The organism is Chryseobacterium sp. MYb264 (assembly GCF_035974275.1).
GTDB lineage: Bacteria > Bacteroidota > Bacteroidia > Flavobacteriales > Weeksellaceae > Chryseobacterium.
This window is the reverse complement of record NZ_CP142422.1, coordinates 4,110,773-4,126,990: the sequence shown is the minus strand read 5'-3', so window position 1 is coordinate 4,126,990 and position 16,218 is coordinate 4,110,773. Positions and strand designations below refer to the sequence as shown.

The following is a 16,218-nucleotide window of genomic DNA, read 5'->3' as shown; positions in this document are numbered from 1 at the left end:
TTTTTTTAGCATAATCATCTGAGAAAGTCTGAGAAATCTGTGGGAAAACAAATAAAAAAGACTGCGATTTGTAGTCTTTTTTATTTTAAAAATCTTCCTTAATTTTTCTCTTATGCGTCTTTCCCCATTCTGAAAGCGCGATGATAACAGGTTTCAATGTTCGGCTATAATCCGTTGAGATATATTCCACCATAACAGGCGTTTGATCTGCGTGAACAAGTCTTTTGACGAAACCATTTAATTCCAAATCTTTCAATTCGTTAGAAAGCACTCTCGCTGAAATTCCGTTGATTGTTCTTTGTAATTCGTTGAAGCGGATATTTCCGTTTTCTTGTAAAACGATGATGATTTTCAGTTTCCACTTTCCACCGATTACATAGATCGCATCTTCCACAGACGAAAGGTTTTCGGAGCATTTTCCGGTAAACAGATGTTTTGCTGAAGCAACAGAATTTTCCATAAAACTAATTTTTCAACTAACAAAAAGGTTAGTACTAACCTTTTGTATACTACTAACTTTTCTTTAGCAAATGTACATAATTTTGTAAAAGAAATTTTAATTAAAAAAAATGAAAAACATACTTCACATTATTTCAAGCCCAAGAGCTGAAATATCTGCAAGCAGAAAATTAGGAAATGCCGTTATCGAAAAAATTCAGGAAAAATATTCTGATGTTATCATAAAAGAGCGTGATCTGACGAAAAACTTAGTCCCACTTTTGGAAGAAGTTCACATCAATACTTTTTTCTCTCCGGCAGAAAATCATTCTTCTGAACAGGCAGAAATCAATGAATATTCAACAGGATTAATTTCAGAATTACAGGAAGCAGACATTATCGTGATAGATTCTCCGATGTACAATTTCTCGGTTCCGGCTACTTTAAGAGCTTATTTTGATTTTACTTCAAGAGCAGGATATACTTTTAAATATGATGAAAACGGACCAAAAGGCTTATTGAATAACAAAAAATTATACATCGCCTTCACTTCTGGAAATATTTATTCGGATGGACCTTATCAAATTTATGATTCTAATGTCCCTTACATCAAAAATATTTTTGGTTTTTATGGAGTGACGGATGTTAGCGTTTTTCGTGCGGAAGGATTGGCGATTCCGGGAATTCAGGAAACGTCTTTGGAAAAAGCGATTAATGGTATTACTATTGATTAATTTTTTTTAGATACAAGTGTTAGAAAACGAAGCCTTTTCAAATTTGAGAAGGTTTCGTTTTTTATTTTAATTTGAATTATTTTTCTCTCGCAGATTTGGCTGATTACACAGATTTTTTTTAACGAAATCATCTGCGTATTCTGAGTGATCTGCGAGAGAAAATTATATTTTGGCTAAAGCCAATTCGAATAATCGCCAATAAAAAAACGGGCTAAAGCCCGTTCCTATTGATTTCAATACTTTGAAATTATTTATTCCTGAATTTCAAAAAGCAAACGCTCTCCGAATTTCTGTTCATTAATTTTTCCGTTGTCATAAACCAGATTTCCGTTGACAAAAGTATGAGTTACTTTAGAATGGAAATTCATTCCTTCCAATGGGCTCCAACCGCATTTATAAAGGATATTTTCTTTTCCAACCGTCCAGTTTTCATTTAAGTCAACCAAAACCAAATCTGCTTTGTAACCCTCTCTCACAAAACCTCTTTTTTCCACTCTGAAAAGGATTGCCGGATTATGAGCCATTTTTTCAACGATTTTCTCCAAAGAAATTTTACCGTTTTTATAATTTTCTAACATTACGACTAAAGAATGCTGAACCAAAGGTGCTCCGGAAGGGCATTTTAGATACGTATTCTGCTTTTCTTCCCAAGTGTGTGGTGCGTGATCTGTAGCAATTACATCAATTCTATCGTCCAACAACGCTTCCCAAAGTCCGTCTTTGTCTTTTTGCGTTTTTACGGCAGGATTCCATTTTATTAATCCACCTCTTGTCTCGTAATCTTCATTGGTGAAAGTCAAGTGATGAACACAAACTTCCGCCGTTATTTTTTTATCTTTTAAAGGAATATCATTTCTGAAAAGTTCCGTTTCTTTCGCTGTTGACAAATGAAAAACATGAAGTCTCGCTCCCGTTTTTTTTGCCAATTCAATTGCTTTTGAAGAAGATTTATAACAGGCCTCTTCACTTCTAATCAAATGGTGGAATTTCACAGGAATATCTTCACCGTATTCATCAACATATTTTTGAGTATTGGCTTTAATCGTCGCTTCATCCTCGCAATGAACGGCAATCAGCATTTTGGTATTACTGAAAATATTTTCCAAAGTTTCAGGATTATCCACTAACATATTTCCTGTTGACGAACCCAAAAATAGTTTAATTCCAGGAACATTTCTTGGATTTGTTTTCAACACTTCTTCCAGATTGTCATTCGTTCCCCCCATCATGAAACCATAATTGGCGTACGCTTTTTGAGATGCAATTTCATATTTATCTGCCAATAATTCCTGCGTAACAGCATTCGGAACAGTATTCGGCTGATCGATGAAACTTGTTGTTCCACCAGCGATTGCAGCACGAGATTCAGTTTCAATTTCACCTTTATGCGTTAAACCCGGTTCGCGAAAATGCACCTGATCATCAATTACTCCCGGTAAAAGATATTTCCCTTCACCATCGATAATTTGATCTGCATCTTCAGAAATTTGGGAATCTATTTTAGAAATTAAATCATTTTCAATTAGAATATCACCTTCAACGATCTTTCCTTCGTTGACGATTTTTACATTTTTGATTAAGGTCTTCATTGTTTACTTTTTAAATATTGGATGCTTAAACCACAGTCCTGTTCAACTGCCAACTTTGTCAAAGTTTTGAACTTTGACAAAGTTTTTCAAAATTAAGGTTTATGAACGAATTTTTATGTCACCGATAAAAAATCAATTTCTAAATATTTACATTTGCATAAAAATTTCACATTTTGAAGAAACTTCTTAACGAAACAATTATATATGGAATCGGCGCAATTATGCCAAGGATAATTGTTGTTTTGCTTAACTATTTATTTATTAAAAATATCGACAATAGTGCATTTGCGATTTTCACCAATCTGTATGCATTGATTTCATTTGTCAATATTGTTCTTTCTTTTGGTTTTGAAACGGCATATTTTCGATTTTCATCGGATAAAGACAATGAGCAGAAAGTCTTCAATACCTCTTTTTGGTTTTTAACAGGCTTATCGACAGTTTTTTTAATACTTGTTTTATTATTTAATCAACCAATTGCTGATCTTTTTGACTATTCTAATACGCCGGAATTCATTCGATGGTTTGCATGGATTGCTTTCTTCGATAATATTCTTGTGATTCCTTTAGCTTGGTTCAGATTTCACAACAAACCTATAAAATATACGGCTATCAGAGTAATACAAGCCGTTTTTCAAAGCGCATTTGCGATTGCTTTATTCCTTTATATTCCACAGGAATTTTCACTTAAATTAGGCTTAAAAGAAAAAGTCTCTTATCCTTTTTACAGTAATTTAGCGGCAAGTTTTGTTGGAGTTTTATTGGTTGTTCCTGTTATTTTGAAAGTAAAATTTCAATTTTCTAAAGATCTTTTTCTTCAAATGATTAAATATTCATGGCCGATTATGATTGCCGGACTGGCATTTATGGTGAATGAAAATTTTGACAAATTCATTCAAAGGTTTTTAATTGAAGATTCTGATGCCGGTGCTTATGGTGGTTGTTATAAAATGGCGGTTTTGATGACACTTTTCGTCACGGCATACCGAATGGGAATTGAACCGTTCTTCTTTAAACAAATGAATAATGAAAATGCCAAAAACACCTATGCGAAAGTAACTGAATATTTTTCATTTTTTGCATCGATTGTAGCATTGGGAATCATTGCTAATGTTTCTTGGATTAAGCTTTTATTGGTACCGAACAGTTCTTACTGGATTGCTATTAATATCATTCCTATTATTGTAATTGCCAATTTATTTTTTGGAATTTATTATAATCTTTCCACGTGGTATAAAGTAACCGACAGAACAAGAATAGGAACTTATATTTCCTGGACGGGCGCTATCATTACGATTATTTTAAATTTGGTTTTATTAAAAGAATACGGATTTATGGTTTCTGCTTGGGTAACTTTAGCTGCTTACTTCTCAATGATGATTCTTTCTTATTTCCTTGGTCAGAAATATTATCCTATTCCATACCGAATGAAAAAAATCTCTTTCTTTATTATTCTTTTAGCTATTTTCAGCTATATAATCGTGGTATTTTTTGACTATAATTTATGGATAGGAAATTTACTCTTCATAATTTATGCAGGTATTGTCCTTTACTCCGAAAAAGCCATGATTTTATCAAGAATCCGAAAGAATTAAACTTTGGTCTTTGTTTTGCTGCTTAAACAAGGCTGTTCGAATGTAAACAAATATTTAAAAAGATATTAATCATACCACAGCATAGGTTTTAATTATTATCTTTAACCTAGATATTGAAACTAACTAATAAAAAACTCTTTACATCATTTATGAAAATTATAGTTCCTATGGCTGGACGTGGGTCCAGATTACGTCCGCATACCTTAACGGTTCCAAAACCTCTCATTCCCATTGCCGGAAAGCCAATCGTACAAAGATTAGTTGAAGATATTGCTAAAGTTGCAGGAGAAGAAATTGAAGAAGTAGCTTTTATCATCGGAGATTTTGGTCCTGAGATTGAAAAATCTCTGGTTCAGATCGCTGAAAAATTGGGAGCAAAAGGAAGTATTTATTACCAAAATGACCCTCTTGGGACAGCACATGCTATTAAATGTGCAGAACAATCGATGACAGGAGATATTGTGATCGCTTTCGCCGACACGCTTTTCCGTGCAGATTTTGTTTTAGATAAAAATTCGGATGGGGTAATCTGGGTAAAAAGTGTTGAAGACCCTGCAGCTTTCGGAGTTGTAAAATTAGATAACTATGGTTTCATTACTGATTTTGTTGAGAAGCCCAAAACTTTTGTTTCAGATTTGGCGATTATCGGAATTTATTATTTCAACAGCGCTGAAAAACTGATGGAAGAAATCAATTATATCATGGATCACGATATTAAAAATGGTGGCGAATATCAGTTGACGACAGCGCTGGAAAACCTCAGATCAAAAGGGGCAAAATTTACACTTGGAAAAGTGAACGACTGGATGGATTGCGGAAATAAAAATGCAACCGTAGAAACCAACAGCAAAATTTTAGCTTACGAAAAAGAAGAAATGTCTCACTTCCCCGCTTCTGCACAAATTGAGAATTCTTTGATCATTCAGCCTTGTTTTATTGGTGAAAATGTTAAGATTTCAAACTCAAAAGTTGGTCCTGGTGTTTCGTTGGGAAATAACACGGTAGTTGTAAATTCAAATATTGAAAATTCTTTGATTCAGGAAAACACAACCATTAACCATGGAAATCTTTCCAACTCAATGATCGGAAATTCTGCGCAGTATTTCGGTGTTGCAAGAGAAATTTCATTAGGTGATTATTCCGTTTTGGATTTTTTGTCTAAATAATTAATTGTTTTAAATTAATACCGTATATTCAAACCACACAAAACATTTTGTGTGGTTTGGCGTTAATATTGCACCGTATTTTAACTATTCGAAAAGAAAAACACATGAAAAACTGGATCTCATTATTATTGTTATTGCTCGTTTTATCTTCATGTAAAACCAGAAATGCAACCAGAAATAACAATGGTAAGGTGGCTGACAGCACCGTTATGAATAACGATAACAACCCAAAAGATGCCAATGAACCTGTAAGAGACAAAATGTCTTTTTACCAACATGTGCTTCTTCCTCCCACATTCGATCAGATAAAAATAAACAGCAAAGTAAATGTTGAGACCGGAAGTTTTATTCCGACGCTTGATGCGACTATTTATATTGAAAATAACAAAAAGGTTTGGATGAATCTTCAGGCGTTATTCATCAACGTAGCAAGAGGAATCGCAACACCGGACGGAGTAAAAGGTTTTGACAGAACAAGTAAATCTTATATTGATTCTGATTTTGACTATCTCAATAAACTGTTAAATGTCAATTTCATTGATTATAAATCGCTGGAAAAAATTTTAATGGGAAGAACATTCGTAAAAATAAGTGATTCTCAGTTTTCGCTGACTAAAAATGCACAGGGATACAAAATGGTTTCTAACGGAACCCAGAAAATAGAAACAGACGAAAAGAAAAGGGAATATAAAATAACATTGCACTATGACGAAAATTACGATTTGCTGGATGTGAATTTAAAGGATGTGCTTTCATCAGATGAGCTGGAAATTTCTTACAGCAACTGGGAGGTGTTTAACGGAATCCGTCTTCCAAAAAATGTTAAAATAATTATAAAAGGTTCAAAATCGAGCCAAATCTTATTAGAAAATACGAAATTTGACTTTTCGAGGATGGAAACAGCCTATTCTGTACCATCTAGTTACAAGAAAATTGAGATTAAATGATTAAAAAATTTAGCTTTTTAATAGGTATTTTATTGTTTGGACTGAACCACGCTCAAAGTGGAAGAAAGGAGCAGTTACAAAAACAAAATGCCGATCTTAAAAAACAAATTGCACAAATAAATACAGATTTAGCAAAGACAAGAAGCGAATCTAAACTTTCAGTAGCTTACCTTGACAATGTTAATAAGAAGCTTCAACTAAGAGAGAAGGTATACAATAATACGCAAAAGGAAAAGAGATTTATTGAGGATGACATCTACCTTAAACAACTTGAAATCAACAAACAAAACAGAGAACTGGCCGTTCTCAGAAAAAATTACGCGGATGTTCTTGTAAAAGCCTATAAAAATAAAGGGGTACAAAATAAAGTGACCTTTATTCTTTCTGCTAAAAATATGGGTGAAGCCATCAGAAGGGTTCAGTATTTAAAGCAATATTCCGACTATCAAGACAAAAAAGCGGCTGAAATCTCAAATGCTGCAGCGCAGATTAAAAAGACAATTGCTCAGAGGCAAAATTCAATGAAGGAAAAAGAAAATCTTTTGGTAAACCAACAGAAAGATCTGAAAACCATCAACGTTGAAAGAGCTCAGAGAGAGCAGCTTGTTGTAGAATTCAAGAAAAACGAGACAAAATTAGCCGGAGAATTAAGACAAAAGCAAACGCAGTCTAAAGCATTGGAGGGACAAATCAGATCCATCATTGCTGAAGAGATCAGAATTGCAAAAGCTGAGGAAGAAGCAAGAAAAAAAGCAGAAGCAGAGAAAATTCGTTTGGCTAAAATAGCAGCGGAAAGAGAAAAAGCAAGAATTGAAGCTGAAGCCAAAGCAAGAGCTGAAGCTTTAGAAAAAGAAAGATTGCTAGCTGAAGCCGAAGCAAAAAAGGCAGCTGAATTAGCGGCTAAAAGAGCTGAAGAAGAAAGAAAAAGAAATGAAGATGCCAAGAGAGCAGAAGCAACAGCAAGAGACGAAGCAAGAAAATTAGCTGCTAAAAAAGCAGCTGATGAAGCCAATGCAAGAGCTAAAGAAGCAGCTGATAAATTAGCCTCTGCAAGAGCAGCAGAAGCGGCATTGGCTAAGAAAAAAGAAGATGATAAAAAAGTAGCGGAAACAAAAGCAATGACAAGCTACGGAGTTACAACAGTAGCAGGAAGCAACTTTGCAGATGCAAGAGGAAGATTAGGCTATCCGGCAGATAAAGTGGGGCAAATTACCCACCGTTTCGGAAGACAGCCACACCCTGTATTTAAAAATATCTACGAAGAAAATAACGGTATAAAAATATCAGTGCCTTCAGGTACACGTGCAAAGTCTGTATTCCCGGGAACGGTATCATCGGTATTGGCTAACAGTGACGGAACCAAAACGGTTATGCTAAAACACGGTAGTTATTTTACCATTTATTCCAACTTGGGAAGTGTAAGCGTTTCTAAAGGTCAGCAGGTATCGGCAGGTACTCCTGTCGGGGTGATTGGTCAGGATTTCGACGGCTCCTACACCCTTGATTTTCAGGTATGGAACGGAACTACACCCGTAGATCCATTAGGTTGGGTTTCTTATTAAAAAAAGGATTAACTTTGCAAAAAAATCAGCAATGAATACATTAACAATACTTGCCTTATCTTGGCAACATATCTTAATCGTGGCGATACTTCTTGTGTTACTTTTCGGAGGTAAAAAAATTCCGGAATTAATGAGAGGTGTTGGGTCTGGGATTAAAGAATTCAAAGATGCAGTAAAGGAAGAAGACAAACCTGGGGCAGAAAACAAAAATTCTTCAACCAACAACAACAATCCTACTAGCAACTAAAAAATTCTTTTACCCGATGAATTTTACTGAGACTGCATGGAAAGTCTTCAATCAAAGCATTGAAGATTATCACGTGTCTGATGACGTTAACACTCTAATTAATAACCCATTCGAAAAAGACAGTTTGGAACGGATTTTGTATGCAAAGAACTGGATTGATACCGTTCAATGGCATTTGGAAGATATTATTAGAGACGAGAACATTGATCCGACTGAAGCTCTTGTATTAAAGCGAACGATAGATGCCTCCAATCAGAAAAGAACTGATTTGGTGGAATTTATAGACAGTTGGTTCTTGGAAAAATATAAAAATAGTACTCCTAAATCTTTAGCAAAGATCAATACGGAAACGCCTGCATGGGCCGTTGACAGATTATCGATACTTGCATTAAAGGTTTATCACATGTCATTAGAAGCTCATAGAGAATCTGCTTCAGAAGAACATCGTGCCAATTGCCAGGCAAAGCTTGATGTCCTTTTAATGCAAAAAGAAGATCTGTCGACTTCTATTAATCAGTTGCTTACTGATATTGAAAATGGTGATGTTAAGATGAAAGTGTACAAACAAATGAAAATGTACAACGATGAAAGTCTTAACCCAATCCTTTATCAAAAGGGGCAAAAATGAAACGACTACTTTTTCTAGGATTATTATTCATACTCAGTTATTCTTGTGCATCGGAAAAACCTAATTTTTCTCCGTTGTCTACCAGCTTTTACAGCGAATCCAAGGGGGACTCCAACAGCAACAAGAAAAGTATTAATATCAATATTAAAGAAAATGTAAATGCCTCCGAGATCTCTAACCTGATCTCAACTTTTCCCAAATTTAAAAACGGTGATGTAAATGAAGAAGTGACTGGCTTAAAGTACAGCCTTCAAAATTATCTTTATGCAATCGATGCCGGAAACATTTCAGGAAAAAACAGAGCCATTAAAAGTTTCGAAAAATCTTACAAAAAGATTCAGAAAATAAGACAGCGTCTTAACAAAGATGATGATGAGGTACTCAACAGATATTTGGTCAGATTGAAAACCAATATCAACGTGATTGAAGATTCTTTAAAAGGAAATTAAAAACTAATTTAAGCTAATTAATGATTAAAATTCAGGCGGAAGCTAACGTTCCTACGGAACATGGTACTTTCCGAATGATTGCTTTTTCCGAAGACGTAAATGACTGGATGCCTCACATGGCAATTATCGCGGAAAATACAGACTTTTCAAAACCTGTAAATGTACGCTTCCACTCAGAATGTATTACCGGAGAAGTTTTCCATTCAAAAAAATGTGAATGTGGGCAGCAACTGGATGCTGCTATGAAATATATCCATGAAAATGGAGGGATGATCATCTATCTTCGCCAGGAAGGACGAAATATAGGAATCATCAATAAACTGAAAGCGTATTCATTACAGGAAAAAGGATTTGATACGGTAGAAGCCAATTTAAAACTTGGTCTTCCTGCAGATGACAGAAACTTTGGGGTGGCTATTGAAATTTTAAACCTGCTGGAGGTAAAAGACATTAATCTTTTGACCAACAATCCCGAAAAGGTAAAATATGTAACTGAAAGCAATATCCACCTTAATTCAAGAGTTCCACTGCAAATTCCACCCAATGAGATAAGCAAAGGATACTTGCAGACAAAGAAAGATTATTTTGGTCATTTACTGGATGAAAGTGATAATTAATAACGTAAGAAGCAAAAGAAGCTCAAAAAGATTAACTTTTTGAGCTTCTTCATTTAAGAAAATAAAGAATAAATTAATTATATATAAATATATCACCAAAAAGTGTTTATTTTTAAATGCATATTTTTGCAGCTTAAAATAAACATTTAGAAATGAGAAAAACATTATTTTTATTATCATCACTCTTGATAATGAGCTGTGCAACTAATGACTTAGTAGAAACACAAGAAGAATTATCAAATCAAAATCTATTAAAACTTTCTAACAGGGGACTTTTAAGTAAAACCACTAATGAAATAGTCGTAATGAACCTAGACATTAATCGTGGTCTTTTTCAATCACAAGATGGGGGATGCTCATCAGCGTCGCAACGTGCTTTTGGTCCTAATCCAACAAACTTTTACAATTACACAATAAGAGGTTATGGACAGCCTAGAACAGATTTATCTTACAAAGGAATACAACTAAGAACAGGTAATCGTCCAACGAATGTTGTAACATTCGGGCAAAATTATTTAATAGATAATGTTTATGAAAGTGCTATTTCAATAGAGTTTCCCTTTCTTGCAAATGTTACTTATGAGATAAATTTACAAACAATTGTTGAAGATTTTATTTATAAGGAACAGCATGATCGATATGATCAAAATGATGATTATCACGGATTGCAGCAAAGCCAAGCATTCCCTACCGTAGCAGTTGAATTAAAAGATACACCACAAATTTCTGGAAATAATCCATGCGGAGGAAGGCCTGCTATAGGAAACATGTTCATTCAGCGTAATTATTTTAAAAAACAGAAAGCCGAAATAACTGTACCACCTTCTTACGAACAAAAAACATTTACTTATAATTTTTCAACAACAGAAAATAAAAATGCTCTAATAATATACTTCTTACCGGAACGTTCAGGAATGCAACCTAATTATGTCCCAGAAAGTTCATTTAATCTAAATATTACAAATATTAAAATAACACAAAAACCCTATAATCCTGCATTCTATGTACCAGCTCCAACCAATCCAAATCCTTGCGGCTGGTTTAGAGGCTGTTGATAATTTATAAAGAAAAGCTCTAGAAAATTTTCTAGAGCTTAATAATTATAAAAAACTGAAAAGATATACTTATTTAATTTGCTTTAGTAATTGGCACGTTAGAGTCGTTCAATCCGTAATATTTGATTACTGCATTATAGTCCCTTGTATCAACTGTATTTGTATTTTTAGCCATACTTGCAGGTACTAATACAATTCTAAACGTCTGACTTGTTAAATATTGAGATCTTTCTGATGAAGTCAAACCAGTTGATAAGTCAAAACTCGGATCATCAATTCTAATCTGAACTTCAGATGCATCAAAAACATAATTATAGTTAAATACTCTACCTGTTGGCATACCTGTTACATTATCTAAATACTGATCTTTTGGGATAAGTTGCCAAGCTCCACCAGCGTTTCTATATACTAATACAACGTCTGAATTTGCAATATTTAAGGGTTGTGAAAAAGCATAGTTAGGAGAGGAAAATGTTCCGGTAACATCTCTAACTTTAGAATATGTGTCATTATCTGTATCGTTGTCATTATCGCAGCTAAATATGAATAAACTCACAAAAGCTAAAAGTAAAAATGGAAGGAATTTTTTCATTTTATAAAAGTTTTATTTATTATTTATAAACCGTATTCAAATCATATACCAAAAGTTTCAAAAACATGGTTTTCATCAATTTTTTTAATTGTATTTTTGTTCTTATTGAAAAATTATGAAGAAACTGGTGTACGCTTCCCTCTTTATTTTCTTAGGGGTAAGTTCAGGTGTTAAAGCTCAGTATCAGCCTAAAAACATTTCTCAGGAGGATTTGAAAAAGGCTAATCAGTGGGTTGATACAACATACAATAACCTTTCTCAGGATGAAAAACTGGGACAGCTCTTCATCGTAGCTCTTTACACCAATAAGGGTGAAAATGAGATCAATACCGTTAGAAATATCGTCATTAATGATAAAATTGGTGGTTTGATCCTGATGCAGGATGATGCAGCAAGAGAAATCAATCTGGTTAACGAATTTCAGCAAAAATCGAAAGTTCCGTTAATGATCGGGATGGATGCTGAATGGGGTGTTTTCCAGAGAATTGCAACGGCTCACAAGTATCCTTGGGCAATGACATTGGGTGCGATTCAGGATAAAAATTTAATTTACCAGATGTCCGCCAAAATTGCAGAAGACTGCCACAGAATGGGGATCAACTGGGACTTTGCGCCGGTAGTTGACGTCAATACCAACCCCAATAACCCAATTATCGGAAACAGAAGTTTCGGTTCTGAGGTGAATAATGTCATTAGCTCTGCTCTTTCCTACTCTAACGGACTTCAGGATCATACAATTTTGGCAGCGATCAAGCATTTTCCGGGACATGGTGATACGAATACTGATTCTCATTTAGATTTACCTGTCGTTTCTCATAATCTGGAAAGGTTAAATAATATAGAAATTGCCCCTTTTAAAGCTTTAATGGATAAAGGAATAGGTGGTGTCATGGTAGCCCACCTCTATGTTCCGGCTCTGGAATCTGGGAAGGGAATCCCGGCGTCGGTTTCTAAAAACATTATTACCGGATTACTGAAAGATCAATTGGGATATAAAGGATTAATTATAACCGATGCTCTAAACATGGGTGCTGTAGCCAATAAATACAATCCGGGCGAACTGGATGCAATGGCTTTCAAAGCTGGAAACGATATTATGTTGTTCTCTCAAGGGGTCGCCAGCGGTAAAAAATTAATCCAAAAAGCAATTGATAATGGAGAAATTTCGCAATCAAGAGTTGAAGAAAGTGTAAAAAAGATCCTTTTAACTAAATATTTTTTAGGTTTAAATCAATATACACCGAAAAATCCTGAAAACATTAATTCGGATCTTAATAATGACTCTCATAAAGTATTGGTTCAGAATTTATATGCCAATGCTTTAACTTTATTGAAGGACGAGAAAAAATTGCTTCCATTGAAAGGAAAACAAATCTACTATGTTCCTTTGGAAGAAGCACCTTTTCAGACTTTCGCGAATCAATTAGGTTCAAATATCATTATTAAAAAAGCGAGTGAAATCCATACAATTCCGGCTCATTCTACAGTGATTGTAGGACTGCACAAAGATAATTCTACTGCTTACAAGCCTTACAAAGTATCAGATGTTTCAAAAAAGGTTCTGCGTGATTTAACAAAACGTCAAAATATTATTCTAAATGTTTTCGGAAGCGCTTATGCATTGAAGGATATTGACCTTTCAAAGATCTCCACTGTTTTGGTTTCTTATGAAAACAATGATGATTCAATGACAGCAACGGCTGATGCGCTAAACGGAAAAACAAAAATAGGGGGCAGATTGCCAGTCTCTATCAATGATGAATTACATGCGGGAATGGGGATCGATCTGGCTCCCACAAGTGCAAAATAAAGATTAATCTTATTACAGGTATTCGGTTACCTGAAGAAAGCTAGTATATATTAAATATTTTAAAGCAAATAGCTAAAAGCCAATCGCCAACAGCAATTTGCAGCATCAAAACAACAGTAAACGAATGAAAATAGGCATACTTTGCTATCCAACATATGGCGGAAGCGGAATCGTGGCAACAGAACTGGGAATGTCGCTGGCCAACAAAGGCTACGAAGTTCACTTCATCAGCAACGCGCTTCCCGCAAGATTAGACATCACCAATCCGAATATTTTCTTCCACAGAGTGAATGTTCAGACGTATCCGCTTTTCCAGTATCAACCTTATGATATTGCGCTGAGCTCAATGATTTACCGTGTGGTGAATCTTTATAAACTTGATTTGCTTCACGCGCATTACGCGATTCCTTATGCGTACGCAGCTTTTACAGCCAAGCAAATGCTACAGGAAGACAATAATGATATTCCTTTGGTAACCACACTTCACGGAACAGATATTACGCTGGTTGGACAACATCCCAGTTACAAACACGCGGTAGAATTCTCTATCAATCAGTCGGATGCAATTACTTCTGTTTCCGAAAGTCTGAAAAGAGATACACTACAGTTTTTCAAGATCAAAAAAGAAATTCAGGTGATTACCAATTTTATTGATAATTCTGAATTTGACGAGCCAAGCGACTGCCAGAGAACACAGTTTGCGAATCCTGACGAGAAAATCTTAATTCACGTTTCGAATTTACGTCCGGTAAAACGTGTGGATGAAGTGCTTCAGATCTTCAAAAATGTAGAGAAAAAAGTAAAATCGAAGTTGATCATCATCGGGGAAGGTCCGGATATGGAGAAGATCAATCAGTTTTTGGAAGAAAATCCTGAATTGATTTCGAAGATCCGTTTGCTCGGAAAAGTGAATGATCTTTATAGAATTCTTCAACTTTCGGACGTATTTTTATTGCCTTCCGAACAGGAAAGTTTCGGTCTGGCAGCCTTGGAAGCAATGGCAGCAAACACGCCGGTCATCAGTTCGAACGCAGGAGGAATTCCTGAAGTAAATATTCAGGGTGAAACCGGGTTTTTAGCGGAAATAGGAAATGTAGAGGCGATGAGCAACTATTGCATTAAACTATTGAGCAATGAGGAACTTTTAACCAAAATGAAGAAAAATGCGAAAGATCAAGCGATAAAATTCGATTTGAAAAACATTCTTCCTATTTATGAAGAAATGTATAGAACGACGATCGAAAACTTTAAAAAAGAGTTGACAAAAGTATAGCCTTTCCGCTATATTTGTGTTAACTCATGACGGAAAAATTACTTCAATATCTTTGGAACTTTAAGATTTTCAAACATTTTGACTTCAAGGATATTGAAGGAAATTCCGTTGAGATTATAGATTTCGGAAAATGGAATACCAATTCCGGCCCTGATTTCTTAGCTGCAAAAATAAAAATCAATCATATTACTTTCTTAGGTAATATTGAGCTTCATGTAAAATCTTCCGACTGGATTTTTCATAACCATTCCTTAGATCCCAATTATCTGAATATTATCCTTCATGTGGTTTTTCAAAGTGACTGTGATATTGATGAGCTTAGAAAAAGAAATATCCCTACCCTTGAACTCAAAGATTATATTGATGAAAAAATACTGTGGAAATATGAGAAGCTGATCAGTGGAAATCAGTTTATTCCCTGTGAAAATATTTTTGATCCTAAGAAGTTACCGTTTAATTTTCATGAAGAGAATATCGTAAAAAAGCTCGATGAAAAATCCGCTGAGCTCGAAGAAAACTTAAGACACTACAAAAATAATTTCGAAGCCGTTTTCTTTCATTCTCTTGCCTATTCTTTCGGGCTAAAAGTGAATGCTTTTATTTTCAAACAAATTGCGGAAAGCATCGATTTCAGTATTATTTTAAAGATCCGCCAGAATCAAACCCAGCTCGAAGCTTTATTTTTTGGTATGTCAGGTTGGCTGGAAAAACCGCAGGATGAACGAATGAAAATCTGGAAGCGCGAATTTGATTTTATAAAAGTCAAATTCAATATTTCCGATTTGAAAATTCATCCTAAATTTTTACGATTACGACCTCCAAATTTCCCGACAATTCGTTTGTCGCAATTGGCAAATCTCTATTTCCAGCATCAAAATCTGTTTTCAAAAGTAATTCTGGCTGAAAACACAGATGCCATTTATACAATTTTCAATTCCGTACAAGCTTCTGAATATTGGGACGATCATTTTAATTTCGGAAAAGTTTCAACCGTTGATCAACCTAAAGTCTTGACTAAAGATTTTATCGAATTAATAATCTTAAATACCATTTTACCTTTAAAATATACCTATCATAAATATCAAAATGAAGCGATCACGGACGAGCTAATCCACTTTTATAAAAGCATAAATCCTGAAAAAAATTCAATTGTTGATGATTGGAAAAAATTGGGTATTCCATTCAAAAACTCTTTAGAAACCCAGAGTCTTATTTATCACTTTAAAAACTCCTGCGAAGAAAAAAATTGCTTAAATTGCGGTATTGGATTTAAAATTTTAAAAGACTCTTCAAATGTTAGATAATATCCGTCATAAAATGGAAAGAGAATGGTTTGGTGTTCTTACAAGAACAGGCGCCAAACTTGGAATTCCGGTTTCAAAACTGAGAGTATTTTTTATCTATTCTACATTTGCAACAGCAGGCTTTTTCTTTTTAATCTATCTTGGTCTGGCATTTACTTTATGGATTAAAGATATGTTTATTACAAGACGTCCTAATGTATTCGACCTTTAAT

17 protein-coding genes are annotated in these 16,218 nt (G+C 34.6%); 14 read left to right on the top strand and 3 right to left on the bottom strand.

What is annotated here, in order from left to right; translation table 11 throughout:
• Positions 1–85: 85 nt before the first annotated feature.
• A complete protein-coding gene (locus VUJ46_RS17995; RefSeq protein WP_326982082.1) occupies positions 86–460 on the bottom strand; it encodes a winged helix-turn-helix transcriptional regulator in 375 nt (124 codons plus the stop codon).
• A gap of 109 nt (positions 461–569) precedes the next feature.
• Here VUJ46_RS17995 and VUJ46_RS17990 point away from each other — a divergent pair, with 109 nt between their 5' ends.
• Complete coding sequence (locus VUJ46_RS17990) at positions 570–1,172, top strand: FMN-dependent NADH-azoreductase (RefSeq protein WP_326982081.1); 603 nt, start codon at positions 570–572, stop codon at positions 1,170–1,172.
• A 251-nt stretch (positions 1,173–1,423) separates the two neighbouring features.
• On the opposite strand, the gene VUJ46_RS17985 is transcribed toward VUJ46_RS17990, so the two are convergent.
• Positions 1,424–2,761 carry a dihydroorotase gene (locus VUJ46_RS17985; RefSeq protein ID WP_326982080.1) on the bottom strand — a complete coding sequence of 446 codons (1,338 nt, stop codon included), beginning with the start codon at positions 2,759–2,761 and terminating at the stop codon, positions 1,424–1,426.
• Between the two features lie 173 nt (positions 2,762–2,934).
• On the opposite strand from VUJ46_RS17985, the gene VUJ46_RS17980 reads away from it, so the two are divergent.
• The 9 genes from VUJ46_RS17980 (at position 2,935) to VUJ46_RS17940 (ending at position 11,027) form a co-directional block, all read left to right on the top strand.
• Entirely contained in the window at positions 2,935–4,356 is a 1,422-nt protein-coding gene (locus tag VUJ46_RS17980) for a lipopolysaccharide biosynthesis protein (RefSeq protein ID WP_326982079.1), read from the top strand.
• A 149-nt stretch (positions 4,357–4,505) separates the two neighbouring features.
• Positions 4,506–5,522, top strand: a complete 1,017-nt coding sequence (locus tag VUJ46_RS17975) for a sugar phosphate nucleotidyltransferase (RefSeq protein WP_326982078.1) — start codon at positions 4,506–4,508, stop codon at positions 5,520–5,522.
• A 104-nt stretch (positions 5,523–5,626) separates the two neighbouring features.
• Complete coding sequence (locus VUJ46_RS17970; protein WP_326982077.1) at positions 5,627–6,469, top strand: DUF4292 domain-containing protein; 843 nt, start codon at positions 5,627–5,629, stop codon at positions 6,467–6,469.
• Positions 6,466–8,031: a peptidoglycan DD-metalloendopeptidase family protein gene (locus VUJ46_RS17965; RefSeq protein ID WP_326982076.1), complete on the top strand. Its 1,566-nt coding sequence runs from the start codon at positions 6,466–6,468 to the stop codon at positions 8,029–8,031. The genes VUJ46_RS17970 and VUJ46_RS17965 overlap by 4 nt, the downstream gene beginning before the upstream one ends.
• A 31-nt stretch (positions 8,032–8,062) precedes the next feature.
• Positions 8,063–8,278, top strand: a complete 216-nt coding sequence (locus VUJ46_RS17960) for a twin-arginine translocase TatA/TatE family subunit (RefSeq protein ID WP_267405869.1) — start codon at positions 8,063–8,065, stop codon at positions 8,276–8,278.
• A gap of 16 nt (positions 8,279–8,294) precedes the next feature.
• On the top strand, positions 8,295–8,906 hold the full coding sequence (locus VUJ46_RS17955; protein WP_326982075.1) for a DUF4254 domain-containing protein: 612 nt from the start codon (positions 8,295–8,297) through the stop codon (positions 8,904–8,906).
• Complete coding sequence (locus VUJ46_RS17950) at positions 8,903–9,355, top strand: hypothetical protein (RefSeq protein WP_326982074.1); 453 nt, start codon at positions 8,903–8,905, stop codon at positions 9,353–9,355. Before VUJ46_RS17955 ends, VUJ46_RS17950 begins: the two co-directional genes overlap by 4 nt.
• Positions 9,356–9,375: 20 nt before the next feature.
• On the top strand, positions 9,376–9,972 hold the full coding sequence (gene ribA, locus VUJ46_RS17945) for a GTP cyclohydrolase II (protein ID WP_326982073.1): 597 nt from the start codon (positions 9,376–9,378) through the stop codon (positions 9,970–9,972).
• A 152-nt stretch (positions 9,973–10,124) separates the two neighbouring features.
• Positions 10,125–11,027, top strand: a complete 903-nt coding sequence (locus VUJ46_RS17940; RefSeq protein WP_326982072.1) for a hypothetical protein — start codon at positions 10,125–10,127, stop codon at positions 11,025–11,027.
• 73 nt (positions 11,028–11,100) lie between these two features.
• Here VUJ46_RS17940 and VUJ46_RS17935 read toward each other — a convergent pair whose 3' ends face one another.
• A complete protein-coding gene (locus VUJ46_RS17935) occupies positions 11,101–11,619 on the bottom strand; it encodes a hypothetical protein (RefSeq protein ID WP_326982071.1) in 519 nt (172 codons plus the stop codon).
• Positions 11,620–11,734: 115 nt separating this feature from the next.
• On the opposite strand from VUJ46_RS17935, the gene VUJ46_RS17930 reads away from it, so the two are divergent.
• The 4 genes from VUJ46_RS17930 to VUJ46_RS17915 all read left to right on the top strand — a co-directional run bounded on the left by VUJ46_RS17930 (position 11,735) and on the right by VUJ46_RS17915 (position 16,217).
• Positions 11,735–13,429 carry a glycoside hydrolase family 3 protein gene (locus VUJ46_RS17930; RefSeq protein WP_326982070.1) on the top strand — a complete coding sequence of 565 codons (1,695 nt, stop codon included), beginning with the start codon at positions 11,735–11,737 and terminating at the stop codon, positions 13,427–13,429.
• 124 nt (positions 13,430–13,553) lie between these two features.
• Positions 13,554–14,702, top strand: coding sequence for an N-acetyl-alpha-D-glucosaminyl L-malate synthase BshA (bshA, locus tag VUJ46_RS17925; protein WP_326982069.1), 1,149 nt, complete (start codon positions 13,554–13,556; stop codon positions 14,700–14,702).
• A 26-nt stretch (positions 14,703–14,728) separates the two neighbouring features.
• Complete coding sequence (locus VUJ46_RS17920) at positions 14,729–16,006, top strand: DUF2851 family protein (protein WP_326982068.1); 1,278 nt, start codon at positions 14,729–14,731, stop codon at positions 16,004–16,006.
• A complete protein-coding gene (locus VUJ46_RS17915) occupies positions 15,996–16,217 on the top strand; it encodes a PspC family transcriptional regulator (RefSeq protein WP_326982067.1) in 222 nt (73 codons plus the stop codon). The genes VUJ46_RS17920 and VUJ46_RS17915 overlap by 11 nt, the downstream gene beginning before the upstream one ends.
• Position 16,218 lies beyond the last annotated feature (1 nt).

What these genes read in the sequence shown, in the direction of transcription:
- VUJ46_RS17995 (WP_326982082.1), bottom strand. Translation starts at nt 460, where the DNA reads ATGGAAAATTCTGTTGCTTCAGCAAAACATCTGTTTACCGGAAAATGC.
- VUJ46_RS17990 (WP_326982081.1), top strand. Translation starts at nt 570, where the DNA reads ATGAAAAACATACTTCACATTATTTCAAGCCCAAGAGCTGAAATATCT.
- VUJ46_RS17985 (WP_326982080.1), bottom strand. Translation starts at nt 2,761, where the DNA reads ATGAAGACCTTAATCAAAAATGTAAAAATCGTCAACGAAGGAAAGATC.
- VUJ46_RS17975 (WP_326982078.1), top strand. Translation starts at nt 4,506, where the DNA reads ATGAAAATTATAGTTCCTATGGCTGGACGTGGGTCCAGATTACGTCCG.
- VUJ46_RS17970 (WP_326982077.1), top strand. Translation starts at nt 5,627, where the DNA reads ATGAAAAACTGGATCTCATTATTATTGTTATTGCTCGTTTTATCTTCA.
- VUJ46_RS17965 (WP_326982076.1), top strand. Translation starts at nt 6,466, where the DNA reads ATGATTAAAAAATTTAGCTTTTTAATAGGTATTTTATTGTTTGGACTG.
- VUJ46_RS17960 (WP_267405869.1), top strand. Translation starts at nt 8,063, where the DNA reads ATGAATACATTAACAATACTTGCCTTATCTTGGCAACATATCTTAATC.
- VUJ46_RS17955 (WP_326982075.1), top strand. Translation starts at nt 8,295, where the DNA reads ATGAATTTTACTGAGACTGCATGGAAAGTCTTCAATCAAAGCATTGAA.
- VUJ46_RS17950 (WP_326982074.1), top strand. Translation starts at nt 8,903, where the DNA reads ATGAAACGACTACTTTTTCTAGGATTATTATTCATACTCAGTTATTCT.
- ribA (WP_326982073.1), top strand. Translation starts at nt 9,376, where the DNA reads ATGATTAAAATTCAGGCGGAAGCTAACGTTCCTACGGAACATGGTACT.
- VUJ46_RS17940 (WP_326982072.1), top strand. Translation starts at nt 10,125, where the DNA reads ATGAGAAAAACATTATTTTTATTATCATCACTCTTGATAATGAGCTGT.
- VUJ46_RS17935 (WP_326982071.1), bottom strand. Translation starts at nt 11,619, where the DNA reads ATGAAAAAATTCCTTCCATTTTTACTTTTAGCTTTTGTGAGTTTATTC.
- VUJ46_RS17930 (WP_326982070.1), top strand. Translation starts at nt 11,735, where the DNA reads ATGAAGAAACTGGTGTACGCTTCCCTCTTTATTTTCTTAGGGGTAAGT.
- bshA (WP_326982069.1), top strand. Translation starts at nt 13,554, where the DNA reads ATGAAAATAGGCATACTTTGCTATCCAACATATGGCGGAAGCGGAATC.
- VUJ46_RS17920 (WP_326982068.1), top strand. Translation starts at nt 14,729, where the DNA reads ATGACGGAAAAATTACTTCAATATCTTTGGAACTTTAAGATTTTCAAA.
- VUJ46_RS17915 (WP_326982067.1), top strand. Translation starts at nt 15,996, where the DNA reads ATGTTAGATAATATCCGTCATAAAATGGAAAGAGAATGGTTTGGTGTT.